Genomic DNA, 14,840 nt, shown 5'->3' on the forward strand with positions numbered 1-14,840 from the left:
GCGCGCCCGCTTTGGCCTAGTGGTATGTAGTTGGTCTTTTGTTTGCCTCAGGAAGGCAATACCACTTTGCTCCCACTTGCAGTGACTGTAATGAGGGAAATCCCGACATCGTGTCAGCAATCGTTGCGTAACCCAGGTCTAGCCCCACCCTTGTTTCAACTGTTTTGGCGCCCTGCCCCACACAGATGCGGCCGGTGCGAGACCGGCCAGCCCAACCCCACAGTGGAGATCCCAAAGCGGATCCGACTTACGGACGAAAAAAAAGAACGGGGCCCCCGAAGGGACCCCGTTCGTCCGAGCTGTCACCGAGCGCCCGAAGGCACTGCGGTCACGTCGTCACTGGCTGAGCCGAATCTCAGTAGCGCGACGAACGCGCCGTCTCGAACTCCGGCGCGTATCCCGAGTCGCTCCACATCTTCTGCAAAGAGCCGTCTGCCTGGGCCTGTGCCAGCTCATCCATGACCTGGGCACGGGACTTGCCACCCGCAGCAGGCGGCGCAAAGGTCAAGTCGCGGGACGTGTCCATGCTCACCGACACGTCGACATCACCCTGGGTGTTGGAATAGCGGACGGGCAGGCCCTTTGCCTCATCGAAATCAGGCGAGTAGCCGGCTTCGCTGTTGATGCGAGCGAGAGCGCCGTCTGCCTTGGCCTGCTCCAGCTCGGCGACGACTTGTTCACGGGACTTGGGACCCGAGGCGATCTCTTCTTCCACCTGCGCGAATGCGGGAACGCTGATCGCGGCGGCGAGAGCCAGAGCACCCAGGGGAGCATGAATGGGACGGAATCGACGCATGAGAATTCTCCTTGTTGAAAGCGGGTCCATGGCGGCCGGGCCTGGAAGGTCTGGCCGTTGCGGCGGTGTTTTTCAACGCCATGGATCCCACTCTAGTCAACAGGCCCTGTCGACAGCCCAACCGCCACATTACGTTTTGGTCATCTCGGCGGGGCTGGTATGAGCAGTGTGATTGCGGGCCGTTCATCGGAGCGATCTGAACGCGCGCAGGCCCCTTCCGACATACGTGACCACGCACGCGAGCACGCACGTGAACACACACGCGGACACACACGCACACGCTTGCCGTGGCGCATTCCCGACGGCGTCGGGCCGCGCCTGTCGTTATGGCTGGCCACGCAGACCTTCACCGGCCTGGTGCTGATGTCCCTGGCGGTGTATTTGCTCACCGCCTCGGATCTGCGCACGCGCCAGGACGACACGCTTTTGCAGAACCAGGTGCTCCTGCAGCACCTGCTCGATGAACACCAGGCACTGCCCACCGAGGACCTGCGCAAACGCCTGGATGAGTTCCTGGATGTCCATCGCGACCTGCGTCTGACCCTGCGCACGGCCGACGGCACCACGCTCTACGACCGGGCCGTCCACGCCCGCATCTCTGGCACGCAGGCCCGTACCGACAGCGGCCGGACCCTCGACTTCCCCACGACCCAAGGCCCCATCGCCACGCTGCGGCTGGACACCCGCGCGGACGATGCGTTCGTGCGCCGCCTCGGCATGACCTTGATGGTGGCCTCCCTGATCGGCGCGCTGCTGGTGTCCGTCGGCAGCATGGTGCTGGTGCGCATGGCGCTGGCGCCGGTGCGGTCGCTGGTGGACCAGACGCGACGGCTGGCCGCCCACACCTTGCACGAGCGTCTGGACGGCAGCGACCAGCCGGAGGAATTGCGGCCGCTGGTGCAGCAGTTCAACGCCCTGCTGGAGCGTCTGAACCGCAGCTACACGCAGCTGGAGGGCTTCAATGCGGATGTGGCCCATGAACTGCGCACACCGCTCGCCACCCTGATCACCGCGACCGAGTTGGCGATGCGCCAGCCCGGCGTGCCGGCCGCCACGCTGGACCAGCTCGGTTCCAATCTGGAAGAGCTGCGGCGCATGGCGGGCATCATCAACGACATGCTGTTTCTCAGTCATGCCAACAGCGGTGCCACGGCCCGGCGTCAGCGCGTGCCCAGCCTGGCGGCGCTGGCCCGCGATGTGGCGGACTATCACGAAGCGGCGATTGCCGAAGCCGGTCTTCAGCTGACGGTCGATGGGGATGCGGCGGGGGACGTGGACGCGGCGCTGCTCAAGCGAGCGCTTTCCAATCTGCTGGGCAATGCCACCCGCTATGCCCGCAGCGGCAGCGTGGTGCGGATCTGCATCGATGCGATGGGTGGCGGGCTGCTGCGCATGTCGGTGACCAATGCCGGTCCGCCGATTCCGCCGGAGCATCTGCCCCGGCTGTTTGACCGCTTCTACCGCGCCGATCCGTCGCGAACCCGCGGATCGGATCATCACGGGCTGGGGCTGTCCATCGTGGCGGCCATTGCCCGCATGCATGGCGGCGCGCCCTTCGCCACCTCGACGCCGGAGCAGACGCGGGTGGGACTGACGGTGATGGGCGGAGAACTGCCCTCCTCGCCCCGGCGTCGCTGGCGGCGTCGGCGGCAGAAGTCGGTGGCGGGCGTTCACACGGTCTGACCGGCGTTGTGGCGTTGCGCACCCATCGATTCGTCAGCGCGTGGCGCAGACGCCGCGCCCCATCCGTCTGCATGTCGCGGCCTACACTGCACCGCCGATCCTGTACTGCGCCTGCGGCTTTGAGTCGCTGCCTCACTGCGGCTTCGCCTTTTCCTCTTCTGCGTTTGAACCGCCGCCACCATGACCGACCGACTTCTTGAACTGGCTCAACACCCCTGGGGGCGACAACTGCTGAATGCCCTGGGCCTGCCGCAGCCGCGGCGGCTGCCGCGCCGGGACGGCCCATTCATGCCGGAAGAACTGGCCGGCCGGCCGGTCCATCTCATCGGCATTGGCGAGGCACCGCTGCTCAGCGCCCTGACGCAAACCGTCTCGGCCGAAGGTGCCACCGTCGTGAAAGACGCGCAGTCGCCCGTCTCCACGCTGGTCGTGGACGCCACGGCGGTTCACACCCTGGACCAGTTGCGCGACGTGTTCCGACAGGTGCAGGCCTCGCAAGCCCGCTTGACGCCAGGAGCGCGGGTGGTGATGTTCGCGGCGGACCCGGCATCGGCGCTGGACGCACGACTGGCTGCCCTGGCGCAGGCACTGCAGGGCTTTGCCCGCGCAATGGCCAAGGAACTGGGCCGGCGCGGCGGCACGGTCAATCTCCTGAAAGTCGGGCGGGTGCCCCACGTGGCATCGTCCGCGACTGCAGAGCCCACCGCCGCAGCCCCTCACGGCGCCTTGCCTCTGCTGGCGGGCGCGCTGCGCTTCTTCGGAGGCGACCGGTCCGCCTATGTGTCCGGGCAGGTGCTGCAGTGGCGCAGTGACGCTGCCGCGCGGCAGGTGCCGGACCCGGGCGCACCGCGCCGCCTGGCGGTGGTGACTGGCGCGGCAGGCGGCATCGGCGCTGCGACCGCTCGGCGGCTGTCGCTCGACGGATTCCGTGTCTTGTGTGTGGATGTACCGGCAGCGTCTGAAGCGCTGGAAGCGCTGGCCGCCCGCATCGGTGGGGAAGCGCTGCCGCTGGACCTGACTGCCGAGGCCACGCCGGCCGCGCTGGCCGCTGCCATCGCTGCCCAGGGCCCGCTGGACCTGATGGTGCACAACGCCGGCATCACCCGCGACCGGACGCTGGCCCGCATGAGCGCCGCGGAATGGGACAGCGTGTTGACGGTGAACCTGGCCGCCATCCTGGCGATCGACGAAGCGCTGGATGCACGCTCGCTGTGGCGCGACGGCGCTCGTGAGGTCTGCCTGTCCTCCATCAGTGGCATTGCCGGCAATGCGGGCCAGACCAACTACAGCGCCAGCAAAGCGGGGGTGATCGGCTACGTCACCCGCCGCGCCGACCAACTGCGGGACCGGGGCATCACGGTGAATGCCGTGGCGCCGGGTTTCATTGAAACCGCCATGACCGGCCGCATGCCGATGATGATCCGAGAAGCCGGCCGGCGCCTGAATTCGCTCAAGCAAGGCGGCCGCCCGGACGACGTGGCCGAGGCCATCGCCTTCCTGGCGTCACCGCAGGCGCAGCCGCTGTCGGGGGAGGTGCTGCGGGTGTGTGGGCAGTCCCTGTTGGGCGCCTGAGACACTGAACCTGCCTTCGCCCCCGGCCCTTCACCCGACAGGTGCGCACAGGTAGGACACCTGATGCGCTTCCGTCGGCACCGGCACCTCCCACTTGCGCAGCATGCCCAGCAGTGCCTTGTTCGACAAGGACGTGTCGCGCCGATGATTACGCTTGAGCAACTCACTGCGAGACTGCTCCAAATACACGATCTCCACCTCGGCCCCATAGGCATACAGCAGGTCCAGGGTCTTGTCGCGCATGGACTGGCTCAGGTGGGTCGCGTTCCACACAAACGGCGAGCGGCTGCGCAGCAAGGCCTTGGCCTTGTCCGTGGCCGCATGGGCCACGAGACCTTCATTCTTCCCATGCGCAAGCCCCAGCTCGGCCCGGGCGTCATCGAAGGACACCACCGGCAGACCGGGCCGGTGGGCCGCCACCCAGGAATCCTTGCCGGAGGCGGGCAGCCCGCACATCACCGTCACCTTCGATCCGGGCTCCTGGAACAGCGGGTAGTCCGGATGCAGGTCCGCGCCGCGGAAATAGCTCACGCGCGTATGCGCATCGGCGAATGCACGAGGCTGGCCGTAGCAGCCCTCCTCCCGGGCGAGTTCGCGAAACAGCTCGATGTGATCGAGGATCCGGGCCTGGTCCTGGCAGATGCGCCCGCGCATGTCCGCCTCCGCCAGCGTGGCCAGCAGCGGCAGGCTCAAGCGACAGGACAGCTGACGGACGATGAACTCCGGCGGTCGCGCACTGCGCAGATCCGCCATCACATAGAACGGCAGTTGGTGGACGGCGATCAGTCGGCAGACCGCCTCCCGCTGTTCAAACGGCATGCCGGCGTCCCAGAGCAATACGCGTGCATCGATCGCGCCCATGCGGGAATGTCCCGGCTGGCCGATGGCGCCGGTGACCGGGTCCACCACCGTGGTGGCGTGTTTGGACACGTCGTGCAGCAGCGCCGCGAAGAACAGGGTCTCCTGATCTTCGCGACTCGCGGCGCGCCATTGCGGCAATGCCAGCAAGGCGTCCACCACCATGCAGGTATGGGTCCACACATCCCCTTCGGCATGATGCCGGGGGTCCTGCGGCGTGGTCTTGGCCAGCGCCAGGACCGGGAACGCATCCAGACAGGCCGCGTAGTCGGGAGTCTGCCCAAGGGCGGGCACCAGGGCCCGCAGGTTTTTCCAGGTCAACATATTCTTCTCCAGAGGGTCGGGCCGCGCTCAGGGCGACGATCGACGAGAGGCCCGCGAGCCCTCGCGCACAGCGGCGGACAGCTGCTCGAGCGACCGCAACGTCACCAGACCCAGGTCCTCCCAAGTCACCAGGGGCTGCTGCGCATACAGGTCTACTCCCTGCGCCAACTGGTTGGGCAGGATGGGCCGCCTGGCGTGATGGTCACCGGCGTCCAACAGGGTCTGCGTGAACGACGGCCGCACCAACTTGTAGCGGGCGCGTACCTGCTGCGCGTCCTCCACCTTCAGGTAGAGCCCTTCCGATTCGTCGTGCCGGTCCGTCTGCTGCCAGGTCAGCGGCAGCGGCAATTGCTGCCGGTGAACCGCAGCCTCAAAGGCCTCCCGCCACCCGGTCGACTTCGCCAGCGACGGACGCACCAGGGCCCACAGCAGGTCGGCCCTCGTCGGCATCGGCCCTTCATACAGCACCGGCACCGACATCACCGGCGAGCCGGCGAGCAAGGCCTGCCGGCGCGGGGTCGAGAGGAACACACCGGCCTGGCGGTCGAAGATGTCGAACTCCTGGAACCAGTGGGGCAGCCGGTCATACCAGACGCTGTGCTTGGCATAGAGCCATTCGCCATACAGGACGTAGCGGTCCTCCAGCCGCTCCAGCAGACGTGATTCGTGCGCCGCGGCAAAGCGCTTGAAGAGCGCGAACTGTCGTTCGCCATAACCGCCGGTCAGGTAGTGGCCGCGGGATTGCAGCAGCAGGTCGCCACCCTCACTGAAGGACAGGCCCGCATTGGCGCCGTCCAGTTTTTCTTCAATGACGACATGGCAGCCGGCCAGTGCGGCCAACGGCGTCTGGTCGTGGCCGGAATCACCGGCCTGCAGGCGGCTGCCTGCCAGATGGACGGTGCGGGGATACCGCAGCAGCGGCAAGGAGTGCAGTTCGTTTAGAGACATCTTCGTCGGCCGTCTGCCTTGTTGGCGCAGACGGATTCATTCCTGAAGTGAGGAACCGACGAACGTGAAAGGCGCAGACAGGTCACCGCCTTCGGCCTCAAGGCCGAACAACGGAGTCGCGGGGGAAAGAAGCGGGGGATTCGGGCGCCGCCCGCTTCATGGCAAGCGTGCGGAGAGCAGGAACCCGTGCCGCGGCCTTCATGGGCGCAGACGGCGCCGACACGATGGCTGCAGGAGGCAGTCGTCGGCGATTAGCGGGTGACGGACTTGCGGGGCACGAGGGGGCTCCAGGCAAAGCGAGGTTGAAGACGGGCGCGATTGTTCATGCGAATTGAAATGGCGTCAACCGTTCTCGTGATTGGGCGGCGACGATTCACAAGACTGTGCATGCAAAGACGACTGCGTGGACGCCAGTGCTGGAAACCGCAGCACAAACGCAATGCGCTCCGCGGACACCTGCCGCACTTCCGCCGTGCCGCCATGCAAGGCCATGATGGCGCGGACGATGGCCAGACCCAGGCCGCTGCCGCCGGCATCGCGGTGGCGTGATTCGTCGGTCCGGTAGAAGCGGTCAAACAGGCGCGACAGCACCTGTGGCGGCAATGGGTCGCCTTCGTTGATCACTTCCAGGACCACACCGGGCTGTTCATGCTCTGGCCTCGGTCGTAAGCCGGTGCCGGAGCCGGAGCCAGACGCCGATGCCCGTGACGGCTCCAGCCGAACCCTCAATTCCACACAAGTCCCAGGCCGTGCATGACGCAACGCATTGGAGATCAGATTGGCCAATGCCCGTCGCAGCAGCTGCGGCTCGGCCTGAAGCTGGGCATCGCCATCGCACTGCAGACTCAGTCCGCGCTCCTCGGCAAGGTCCCCAAAGTAGTCGGCCTGCCGTGCCAGTTCCGCACCGGCAGACAAGGTCTGGGCCTGCAAAGCACCCGCCATTGCCTGATGCTCACTGCGCGCCAGGAACAGCAGGCTATCGACCATGCGGTTCAGGCGCTCCAGCTCCTGCAGTTGTGACTCCATCAAGGCGGCGTATTCCGCCTCCGTCCGCGTCCGGCTGAGCATCACCTGACTCTGGCCGGTGAGCGTGGCCAGCGGCGTGCGCATCTCATGGGCCAGATCGGCGGCGAATTGATTCAACTGGGCATAGCCCTGCTCCAGGCGGGACAGCATCGCATTCAGCCCCTCCACCCAAGGCCGGAATTCGGCGGGCGCGTCTGCCGTCTCCAGCCGCAAGCCCAGACTCTGCGGCCCGATGGCCGCCGTCTGCGCCCGCAACCGGCGCAGCGGGGACAAGCCCTGCCAGATCAGCGCCAGCACCAGCCCGGCGGCCAGGCATCCCGCTGCAAGACTGGCGGCGGCAATGCGCCACCGATACTCCGCCAGCAACGCGCGTCGCTCCGGATAGAGCCGGGCCAAACGCACCTCTACCTGCATCGGCACCGCGTCCTCCCCCAGCCGGGCCCAGGCCGTGAGGCCGGCGGCGGGCACGCCGTCCGGCGTGGTCCAGTGCGACAGATGCTGCGGGGCCGGTTCCTGATCCAGCGGCAGCGGCGCCGTCGCGGGCAGCGGCAGTCCCGGTGGATTGATCGACAGCAGCACGCGCCCGCCTTGTGCAGGCGGCGCATGGATCTCGATCAGCGCATTGCTCTCGCCGCTCATGGTGTCGCGCAGGTAATCGGCCTGCAGCACCAGCAGCTCGGGGGTCCCGCTGTGACCGAGCAACTGGCGCAACTGGCGCATCTTGCCCAGCAGTTGCACATCGTCCCGGCGCAGCAATTGCTGCTCGAAGGAGCTGAACAGATAAGCCCCCAGCAGGGCACTCGCCAGCGCGGCCAACAGCGCGCCGGACAGGCCCAGTCGCCAGGTCAGGGACAGCGCCAGCCTCATTCGCGCAGCTCGCACACGTAGCCCATGCCGCGCACCGCATGGATCAGGCGCCCCGGCACCGGATCATTGATGCGCAGGCGAAGACGCCGCATGGCGACGTCCACCACGTTGGTGTCGCTGTCGAAATTCATGTCCCAGATGTGGGAGGCGATCTCGCTGCGCGACAGCACCTCCCCCTGGCGGCGCATCAGCAGGTGCAGCAAGTTGAATTCGCGAGCGCTCAAATGCAGCCGTTGCCCGCCTCGGGTGACGGTGCGCGCCGGGACGTTCAGCCGCAGATCGTCCAGCACCAGCACATCTTCTTCCCGCTGCGGGCCTCGTCGCAGCAAGGTCCGGATGCGGGCCAGCAATTCAGCAAATGCGAAGGGCTTGACCAGGTAATCATCAGCCCCCAGCTCCAGGCCATGGACACGATCGGCCAACGCGTCTCTGGCGCTCAGGAACAGCACCGGGACCTGACGTCCAGCCGCCGTCTGCCGCAGGCGTTTGAGCACGGTCCAGCCGTCCAGCCCGGGCAGCATCACGTCCAGCACGATCAGGTCGTAGGGCTGCTCGACGGCCAGATGCAGGCCGGTGTGGCCATCGGCGGCCATGTCCACCACGAAGCCGGCTTCGCCCAGCCCCTGCTTGAGGTAGTCGCCCGCGCGGGCTTCGTCCTCCACCACCAGAATGCGCAAAACAGTCTCCTTGTTCGCCAGGGCGTGAGGATGCCTGAAGCGCGCGAGAGGGTCGATGGCAAAGATGTCATCAAACCGTCAGCGTCGCAGCAGCGACCGGTTTCTACAGTGGCGGCATGTCTTCCAAACACCGCTCTCCCCGGCCCCTGGTGACCACAATGTCGTCCGAAAAATCGCCTTCACTGTGGGCCTTGACGATGGCTCTCGGGGCCGCCAGCAGCCTCCATGCAGCGCCTGCCAATCACCCCTTGACGTTGGAGGAGGCCCAGACGCTGGCGTCAAATGCCCAAGCCGCCTGCCAGGCGCTGGGACGTGAGATCGCCGTCGGCGTGGTGGATGCCAGTGGGCAGAGCTTGCTGCTGCTGCGCAATCCGTCGGTCGGCCCCCACAACCTGGAGGCGGCCCGGCGCAAGGCCTTCACCGCCCTGTCCACGAAACAGAGCACGCTGATGCTGGGTCGGCAGGCCCGAAGCCAACCGGACACGGCCGCGCTGCAATATCTGCCGGAGCTCCTGTTGCTCGGCGGCGGCGTGCCGGTGAGACGTGCAGAGGCAGTCGTAGGCGCCGTTGGCGTGGCGGGGGGTGGCGGTCCGGAGAACGATGACCGCTGTGCACAGTCCGCCGCACAAGCGTTTGCTGCCACAACAGCCACCCCTTGAACCTGATTGCATGAACCCCCAAAGGAGTCTGACGATGCGTATGTCGATGATTGCTGCCGCCCTGCTGGCCGCCCAATTGGGCACCGCCGCCCTGCCCGCACGGGCCGAGGCCCAGAACCCGCTGAGCGTGCACGTACTGGACCTGCAAACCGGTCAACCGTCGCCCGGCATCCAGGTCGACCTGGAACGCCGCGGGGACGGCGGAGAGTGGCAGCCGCTGGGCAGCGGCACCACGGATGCACAGGGACGCATCCGCGCCCTCGTGCCCGCCAAGGCGCTGGACCAGTGGCGGACTGGCGACTACCGCGTGGTGTTCCGCACGGGCGATTTCTACGCCAGGAAACACCAGCCGAGTTTCTTCCCGGAAATCCCGGTGGTGTTCCGCGTGGACAGCGCACAGCAGCACTATCACGTGCCGCTGCTGCTCAGCCCCTACGGCTTCTCGACCTATCGGGGCAACTGAACGGGCGGGCCCGTTGAGAGCTCTCTGGCCCGTCCGCCCCTAAGGGCCCACGCCGCAAGGTTTGTGCGTGGCGCCATCGCCATCGCCGTCAGGCCCGTGGCCCTGAGGCGATGCGCGGGCGGCGGGGGCTTTTAGAGGGCTTAGATGTATCCCAACAGCAGCAGGACGAGCAGGATCACCACCACCAGGCCCAGGCCGCCGCTGGGGTAGTAGCCCCATTCGCGGCTGTGCGGCCAGGTCGGCAGCGCGCCGATCAGAAGCAGGATCAGAATGACGAGCAGGATGGTGCTGATCATGGGTGGACTCCGTTTGAGTTGTGGGTCGAAGCGGGGATCGATCCCCGTCCGCCCATCTGGCAATGGCTGTGCCCAGTCCCCCTGACTCGGGGCCGGTGGGCGCGAGACTTGCCCAGAAAGCGTCATGCCCACACGTCCCTCCCGCGCCCCTCGCGCCGCCGCCGCGGCCCTCCCGTCCCCACGCCAGCTGCAGCAGCAGCTCCAGCGATTCGGCCTGCGTCGCTGGCGGCCCGGCCAGGAAGAAGTGGTGGACCGGGTGCTGCGCGGGCTCAACACGCTGTCCGTCATGCCCACCGGCGCGGGCAAGTCCTTGTGCTTCCAGGTGCCCGCCAGCTTGCTGCCCCACCGCACCCTGGTCGTCTCCCCACTGATTGCCTTGATGCAGGACCAATGCGAACGCCTCAATGGCCTGGGCGTGGCCGCGGTCCAGCTCCACAGCGGCCTGGATGCCGCCACGCTGCGCCAGCAAAATGAAGCGGCCCTGGACGGCTCGGCCAAGGTGGTGCTGGTCACGCCTGAGCGCCTGAGCGACGACGAGTGGCTGACTGCCCTCGCCGCCTCCGGCCCGACCGACCTCCTGGTCGTGGATGAAGCCCACTGCATTTGTGAATGGGGCCATGACTTCCGGCCCGCCTTCCTCAAGATCGGCGAGGCCGTCCAGCGACTGGGCCGGCCAACCGTGCTGGCCCTGACCGCCACGGCCACCGACGAAGTGATGGCCGATATTGCGGAGCAATTGCGCATCCCGCGCAGCGGCTGCCTGGCGGCCAGCAGCTTCCGCGCCAACCTGCGCTACCGCGTCGAGCCTCTGGCCGATGAGGACGACAAGCGCCAGCGCCTGTTGCAACGGGTCGCGGAGCGCCAGGGGCCGTCCATCGTCTACACCGCCACGGTGAAGGCCGCCGAGGCAGCCCATCAGGCGCTGCGCGACGCAGGCCATGACGCGGTGCTCTATCACGGCCGCCTGCGTGCGGCCCAGCGGCAGGCGGCGCAGGAGGCCTTCATGTCCGGCCAGTCCCCGGTGATGGTGGCCACCAATGCGTTCGGGCTGGGCATCGACAAGGCGGACATCCGCCAGGTCATCCACTACCAGTTGCCCGCCGGGCTGGATGTCTACTACCAGGAATCCGGCCGCGCCGGCCGTGACGGTCAGCCGGCCGACTGCACGCTGCTGTTTGTCCACAGCGACAAGGCGGTGCAGCAGTTCTTCCTGAACGGCCGGTATCCCCGCCCGGAAGATGCGACAGCCTTGCAGGAGGCGCTTCGCACGGCCCCGCCCGTTCCCGCGGATGGGCCTGCTGCCTGGACGCTGGAAGCGCTGCATGAACGACTGCAGCGCCCGCTCAACAAGCTGAAGGTGCTGACGGGGCTGCTGGAGCGCGAAGGCTGGCTGGACCGTGATGAGCACGGCGGCCTGCGTCTGGTGGATCCGCCGCCGGGTGACCGGGACGCCCTGGCCGAGACGCTGCAGCGCTACGAAGACAAGGAAGAGCAGGACCGCAAACGGCTGGAGCAGATGGTGTTCTACGCGCAGACGGGCCTGTGCCGCTGGCAGGTGCTGCTGGAGGCCTTTGGTGAGGGGCAGGATGTCCAGCGGTGCCACGGCTGCGACAACTGTCAGCGGATGGACGTCCATCAGCAGGAGTTGCGGCTCCGGGAAGCGGTGGCGGAAGCGGCGGATGAGGTGGAGCGGGAGGCGGCATCTTCCGCGAAAGGAGACGCGGCGACGGGCGCCCGTGCTCACACCCAGACGGGTAGCAACGTCACGCCCATCGAGGCGGCGCTGTCCGGCGCCAGGTCCACGGGCGCCATCGGCAGCGAGGGGGCGAGCCACGCTCAAGGCGCGAAGGCGCCCGCCAGGTCCACCCCGGCAGCATCACCGCCCCCTGCCTTCCAGCCCGGCGACATCGTGCGCGTGCCGCGTTATGGCCTTGGAGAAGTGATCAGCGCCAGCACGGAGAGCGTGACGGTGCGATTCGGCCGTGAAGAGCGCAGCTTCCTGCCGTCGTTCGTGCGCAAGGCCAGGATGCCCAAGCCGCGAAAAGCGGCGTGACGCGCCGAGTCGGCCTCACACCATCAGCTCGGCCACGCGCTCGGCCAGCGCCAGGGAGGCCGTCAGCCCGGGCGACTCGATGCCGAACAGGTTCATCAAGCCCGCCTGGCCATGCTGCGCCGGCCCCTGCAGCAGGAAGTCCGCGGCGGCTTCGCCAGGGCCGCTGATCTTGGGCCGGATGCCCGAATACGCGGGCTGCAATGCGCCGTCCGGCAGCCCAGGCCAGTAGCGCCGGATCTCCGCATAAAACGCATCCGCCCGGCGGGGATCCACCCGGTAGTCCTCCGACTCGACCCACTCCACATCGGGGCCGAATCGTGCCTGTCCGCCCAGGTCCAGGGTCAGATGCACGCCCAGCCCTCCCGGCTCCGGCACCGGATAGACCAGTCGCGAGAACGGCGCCCGTCCCCGCAGGCTGTAGTAGTTGCCCTTGGCCAGATGCAGCGGCGGCACCAGCGCCTGCGGCATGCCGTGCAGGCCTGCTGCCACCCGCTGCGCCCCGAGACCGGCTGCATTGATCACCACAGCAGCCTGGATCTCCATCGGCTCCGCCCCGCCGATCTCCAGCTGGATGCCCTGTTCGCCGCAGTCCCCGGACAGCACCGGCGCATCAAACGCCACCATGCCGCCCGACGCCTCGAAATCCCCCCGCAGTGCCAGCATCAGCCCATGGCTGTCGACGATGCCGGTGGAACGGCTGTCCAGCGCGGCGACGCATTGCAGCGAGGTCTCGCGGCTCATGGCCTGCGCGCCGGTCATCATGGCCAGCTCCTGCACGCCGTTGCGGCGACCGGTGTCGGCGAGCTGTTCCAGCTTGGCCTGCTGTTCCACGGACGTGGCCACGATGAACTTGCCGCAGCGCTGATGCGCCACGCCGCGTGCCGCGCAGTAGTCATACAGCAGCGCCTTGCCGCGCACGCACAGCTCGGCCTTGAGCGATCCGGTGGGGTAGTAGATGCCGGCGTGAATGACCTCGCTGTTGCGGGAGCTGGTGCCCGTGCCGATGTCCGTGCCCTGCTCCAGCACCAGCGTCTCCAGGCCGCGCTGCGACATCTCCCGCGCCACCGCCAGGCCAACCACGCCCGCGCCGATCACGATGCAGTCCACTTGCTCCATCCGGGTTCCGTTCTCTTCGATGCACAGAGTGGAGGGCATTATGAACGTCGAACGATCAGCGTCGCGGAACCCACCCCTTCCCAGGTCCCCTGAGCCGACGCATCAATCGAGCGGCAGCTCGACCTGATCGAGAAACTCCGGCACCGAGACCGTCCCGCCCATTCGCTCTTCGATGGCCTGGCGCAACGTGTCTGACGCGGTCGGCTCGCCATGGGTGACGTACACGCGCCTGGGCCGCCGCGTGGGGGTGGCCAGCCATTGCAGCAACTGTTCCTGGTCCGCGTGTGAGGACATGCCCTGCAGCTGACGGACTTCCGCACGCACGGGGATCCATTCCCCATGCAGGCGGATGCGCTCCGCGCCCGCCACCAGTGCCGCGCCGCGGGTGCCCATCGCCTGGTAGCCGGCGAACAGCAGGGTGTGCTGGGCGTGCGGCGCCAGCGCCTTGAGATGGTGCAGCACGCGCCCGCCCGTGGCCATGCCGCTGGCGGCCACGATCACGCTCGGATATGCAGGCCGGTTCAATTCGCGCGAGGCTTGCTCAGAGGCCACGTAGCGGACCTCGGCCGCCAGGTCTTGCAGATCCTGCTCGGTCAGGCGCTGCTCGTCGGCATGAGGCCGAAGCAGCTGACTCACCCGCATGGCCATGGGGCTGTTCAGATACAGCGGCAGATCGGGGATTCGTCGTTCCCGCTTGAGCTTGAGGATGGCGTGCAGCACTGCCTGGGCCCGCCCCACCGCAAAGGCCGGGATCAGCGTCGTTCCGCCGCGCGCGGCCGTGCGTGAAAGGATCTGTGCGAGCTCATCGTCGCCCGGCGGGACCGGGTGACGCCGATCCCCATAGGTCGACTCCACCACCACGATGTCCGCATCCGGTGCGGGCGCGGGCGGCAGCATCATGGGATCATCGGAGCGTCCCAGGTCGCCCGAGAACAGCAGCGAGCCGAATCCTCCGGCCAGGTGCACGCTGGCAGCACCGATGATGTGCCCCGCATGGCTGAAGGTGGCTTGCCACCCTGGCAACACATCAAAGCGTTCACCGAATCGATGGGCCTTCACATGATTCAGCACCCGCTCCGCCATCGCTTCGGTATAGAGCGGCAAGGCCGCCGCATGCTTGCTGAAATGATGGCGATTGGCATAACGCGCGTCCTCCTCCTGCAGCCGCCCGGCGTCGCGCAGCAGAATGGGCAGGAGGTCCGCCGTGCCGGGCGTCACATGCACGGGTCCGGAGAACCCTTCCTCCATGAGCCGGGGAAGGTAGCCACTGTGATCCAGGTGCGCGTGGGTGAGGATCACCGCATCGATGGAGGCGGGCTCGACGGGAAAAGGCGCCCAATTGCGCAGGCGCAACTGCTTGAGCCCCTGGAAGAGTCCGCAGTCCACCAACAGCCGCCGGCCTTCATGGTCAATGAGATAACGCGACCCGGTGACGGTGCCCACGGCACCGAGAAACTGCAGCCGCGCGTGCGGGATGGTACTCATGATCGACCTCCAGGGCT

13 protein-coding genes are annotated in these 14,840 nt (G+C 67.5%); 5 read left to right on the plus strand and 8 right to left on the minus strand.

Features of this window, described 5'->3' with window-relative positions; genetic code table 11:
• Positions 1-355: 355 nt before the first annotated feature.
• Positions 356-796, minus strand: a complete 441-nt coding sequence (locus DES44_RS13070) for a DUF4148 domain-containing protein (RefSeq protein ID WP_058935324.1) — start codon at positions 794-796, stop codon at positions 356-358.
• 282 nt (positions 797-1,078) lie between these two features.
• On the opposite strand from DES44_RS13070, the gene DES44_RS13075 reads away from it, so the two are divergent.
• A complete protein-coding gene (locus DES44_RS13075; RefSeq protein ID WP_058935325.1) occupies positions 1,079-2,479 on the plus strand; it encodes a heavy metal sensor histidine kinase in 1,401 nt (466 codons plus the stop codon).
• Positions 2,480-2,659: 180 nt separating this feature from the next.
• Positions 2,660-4,051: a 3-oxoacyl-ACP reductase gene (locus DES44_RS13080; protein WP_058935326.1), complete on the plus strand. Its 1,392-nt coding sequence runs from the start codon at positions 2,660-2,662 to the stop codon at positions 4,049-4,051.
• 30 nt (positions 4,052-4,081) lie between these two features.
• On the opposite strand, the gene DES44_RS13085 is transcribed toward DES44_RS13080, so the two are convergent.
• The 4 genes from DES44_RS13085 to DES44_RS13100 all read right to left on the minus strand — a co-directional run bounded on the left by DES44_RS13085 (position 4,082) and on the right by DES44_RS13100 (position 8,751).
• Entirely contained in the window at positions 4,082-5,233 is a 1,152-nt protein-coding gene (locus DES44_RS13085; protein ID WP_375137518.1) for an AAA family ATPase, read from the minus strand.
• Positions 5,234-5,260: 27 nt separating this feature from the next.
• On the minus strand, positions 5,261-6,181 hold the full coding sequence (locus DES44_RS13090; RefSeq protein WP_058935327.1) for an RNA ligase family protein: 921 nt from the start codon (positions 6,179-6,181) through the stop codon (positions 5,261-5,263).
• Between the two features lie 342 nt (positions 6,182-6,523).
• On the minus strand, positions 6,524-8,074 hold the full coding sequence (locus tag DES44_RS13095) for a heavy metal sensor histidine kinase (protein ID WP_058935328.1): 1,551 nt from the start codon (positions 8,072-8,074) through the stop codon (positions 6,524-6,526).
• Positions 8,071-8,751: a heavy metal response regulator transcription factor gene (locus DES44_RS13100; RefSeq protein WP_058935329.1), complete on the minus strand. Its 681-nt coding sequence runs from the start codon at positions 8,749-8,751 to the stop codon at positions 8,071-8,073. Before DES44_RS13100 ends, DES44_RS13095 begins: the two co-directional genes overlap by 4 nt.
• Positions 8,752-8,999: 248 nt before the next feature.
• Here DES44_RS13100 and DES44_RS13105 point away from each other — a divergent pair, with 248 nt between their 5' ends.
• Together DES44_RS13105 and uraH are read left to right on the plus strand one after the other, a co-directional pair.
• Positions 9,000-9,410, plus strand: coding sequence for a GlcG/HbpS family heme-binding protein (locus DES44_RS13105; RefSeq protein WP_232309776.1), 411 nt, complete (start codon positions 9,000-9,002; stop codon positions 9,408-9,410).
• 40 nt (positions 9,411-9,450) lie between these two features.
• A complete protein-coding gene (gene uraH, locus DES44_RS13110) occupies positions 9,451-9,873 on the plus strand; it encodes a hydroxyisourate hydrolase (RefSeq protein WP_232309777.1) in 423 nt (140 codons plus the stop codon).
• A gap of 140 nt (positions 9,874-10,013) precedes the next feature.
• Here the strand turns inward: uraH and DES44_RS13115 are convergent, their stop codons facing one another.
• Positions 10,014-10,169 (minus strand): DUF3309 family protein, encoded by a 156-nt coding sequence (locus tag DES44_RS13115; RefSeq protein ID WP_083525621.1) that lies wholly within the window; start codon positions 10,167-10,169, stop codon positions 10,014-10,016.
• A gap of 124 nt (positions 10,170-10,293) precedes the next feature.
• Here DES44_RS13115 and DES44_RS13120 point away from each other — a divergent pair, with 124 nt between their 5' ends.
• The gene (locus DES44_RS13120) at positions 10,294-12,222 is read left to right on the plus strand and encodes a RecQ family ATP-dependent DNA helicase (protein WP_058935331.1); all 1,929 of its coding nucleotides are present in this window, start codon (positions 10,294-10,296) and stop codon (positions 12,220-12,222) included.
• Between the two features lie 15 nt (positions 12,223-12,237).
• Here the strand turns inward: DES44_RS13120 and DES44_RS13125 are convergent, their stop codons facing one another.
• Positions 12,238-13,338, minus strand: coding sequence for an NAD(P)/FAD-dependent oxidoreductase (locus DES44_RS13125; protein ID WP_058935332.1), 1,101 nt, complete (start codon positions 13,336-13,338; stop codon positions 12,238-12,240).
• 102 nt (positions 13,339-13,440) lie between these two features.
• Positions 13,441-14,823, minus strand: a complete 1,383-nt coding sequence (locus DES44_RS13130; RefSeq protein ID WP_058935333.1) for an MBL fold metallo-hydrolase — start codon at positions 14,821-14,823, stop codon at positions 13,441-13,443.
• Positions 14,824-14,840: the final 17 nt, after the last annotated feature.

The organism is Roseateles depolymerans (assembly GCF_003387155.1).
GTDB lineage: Bacteria > Pseudomonadota > Gammaproteobacteria > Burkholderiales > Burkholderiaceae_C > Roseateles > Roseateles depolymerans.

What these genes read in the sequence shown, in the direction of transcription:
- DES44_RS13070 (WP_058935324.1), bottom strand. Translation starts at nt 796, where the DNA reads ATGCGTCGATTCCGTCCCATTCATGCTCCCCTGGGTGCTCTGGCTCTC.
- DES44_RS13080 (WP_058935326.1), top strand. Translation starts at nt 2,660, where the DNA reads ATGACCGACCGACTTCTTGAACTGGCTCAACACCCCTGGGGGCGACAA.
- DES44_RS13085 (WP_375137518.1), bottom strand. Translation starts at nt 5,233, where the DNA reads ATGTTGACCTGGAAAAACCTGCGGGCCCTGGTGCCCGCCCTTGGGCAG.
- DES44_RS13090 (WP_058935327.1), bottom strand. Translation starts at nt 6,181, where the DNA reads ATGTCTCTAAACGAACTGCACTCCTTGCCGCTGCTGCGGTATCCCCGC.
- DES44_RS13095 (WP_058935328.1), bottom strand. Translation starts at nt 8,074, where the DNA reads ATGAGGCTGGCGCTGTCCCTGACCTGGCGACTGGGCCTGTCCGGCGCG.
- uraH (WP_232309777.1), top strand. Translation starts at nt 9,451, where the DNA reads ATGTCGATGATTGCTGCCGCCCTGCTGGCCGCCCAATTGGGCACCGCC.
- DES44_RS13115 (WP_083525621.1), bottom strand. Translation starts at nt 10,169, where the DNA reads ATGATCAGCACCATCCTGCTCGTCATTCTGATCCTGCTTCTGATCGGC.
- DES44_RS13120 (WP_058935331.1), top strand. Translation starts at nt 10,294, where the DNA reads ATGCCCACACGTCCCTCCCGCGCCCCTCGCGCCGCCGCCGCGGCCCTC.
- DES44_RS13125 (WP_058935332.1), bottom strand. Translation starts at nt 13,338, where the DNA reads ATGGAGCAAGTGGACTGCATCGTGATCGGCGCGGGCGTGGTTGGCCTG.
- DES44_RS13130 (WP_058935333.1), bottom strand. Translation starts at nt 14,823, where the DNA reads ATGAGTACCATCCCGCACGCGCGGCTGCAGTTTCTCGGTGCCGTGGGC.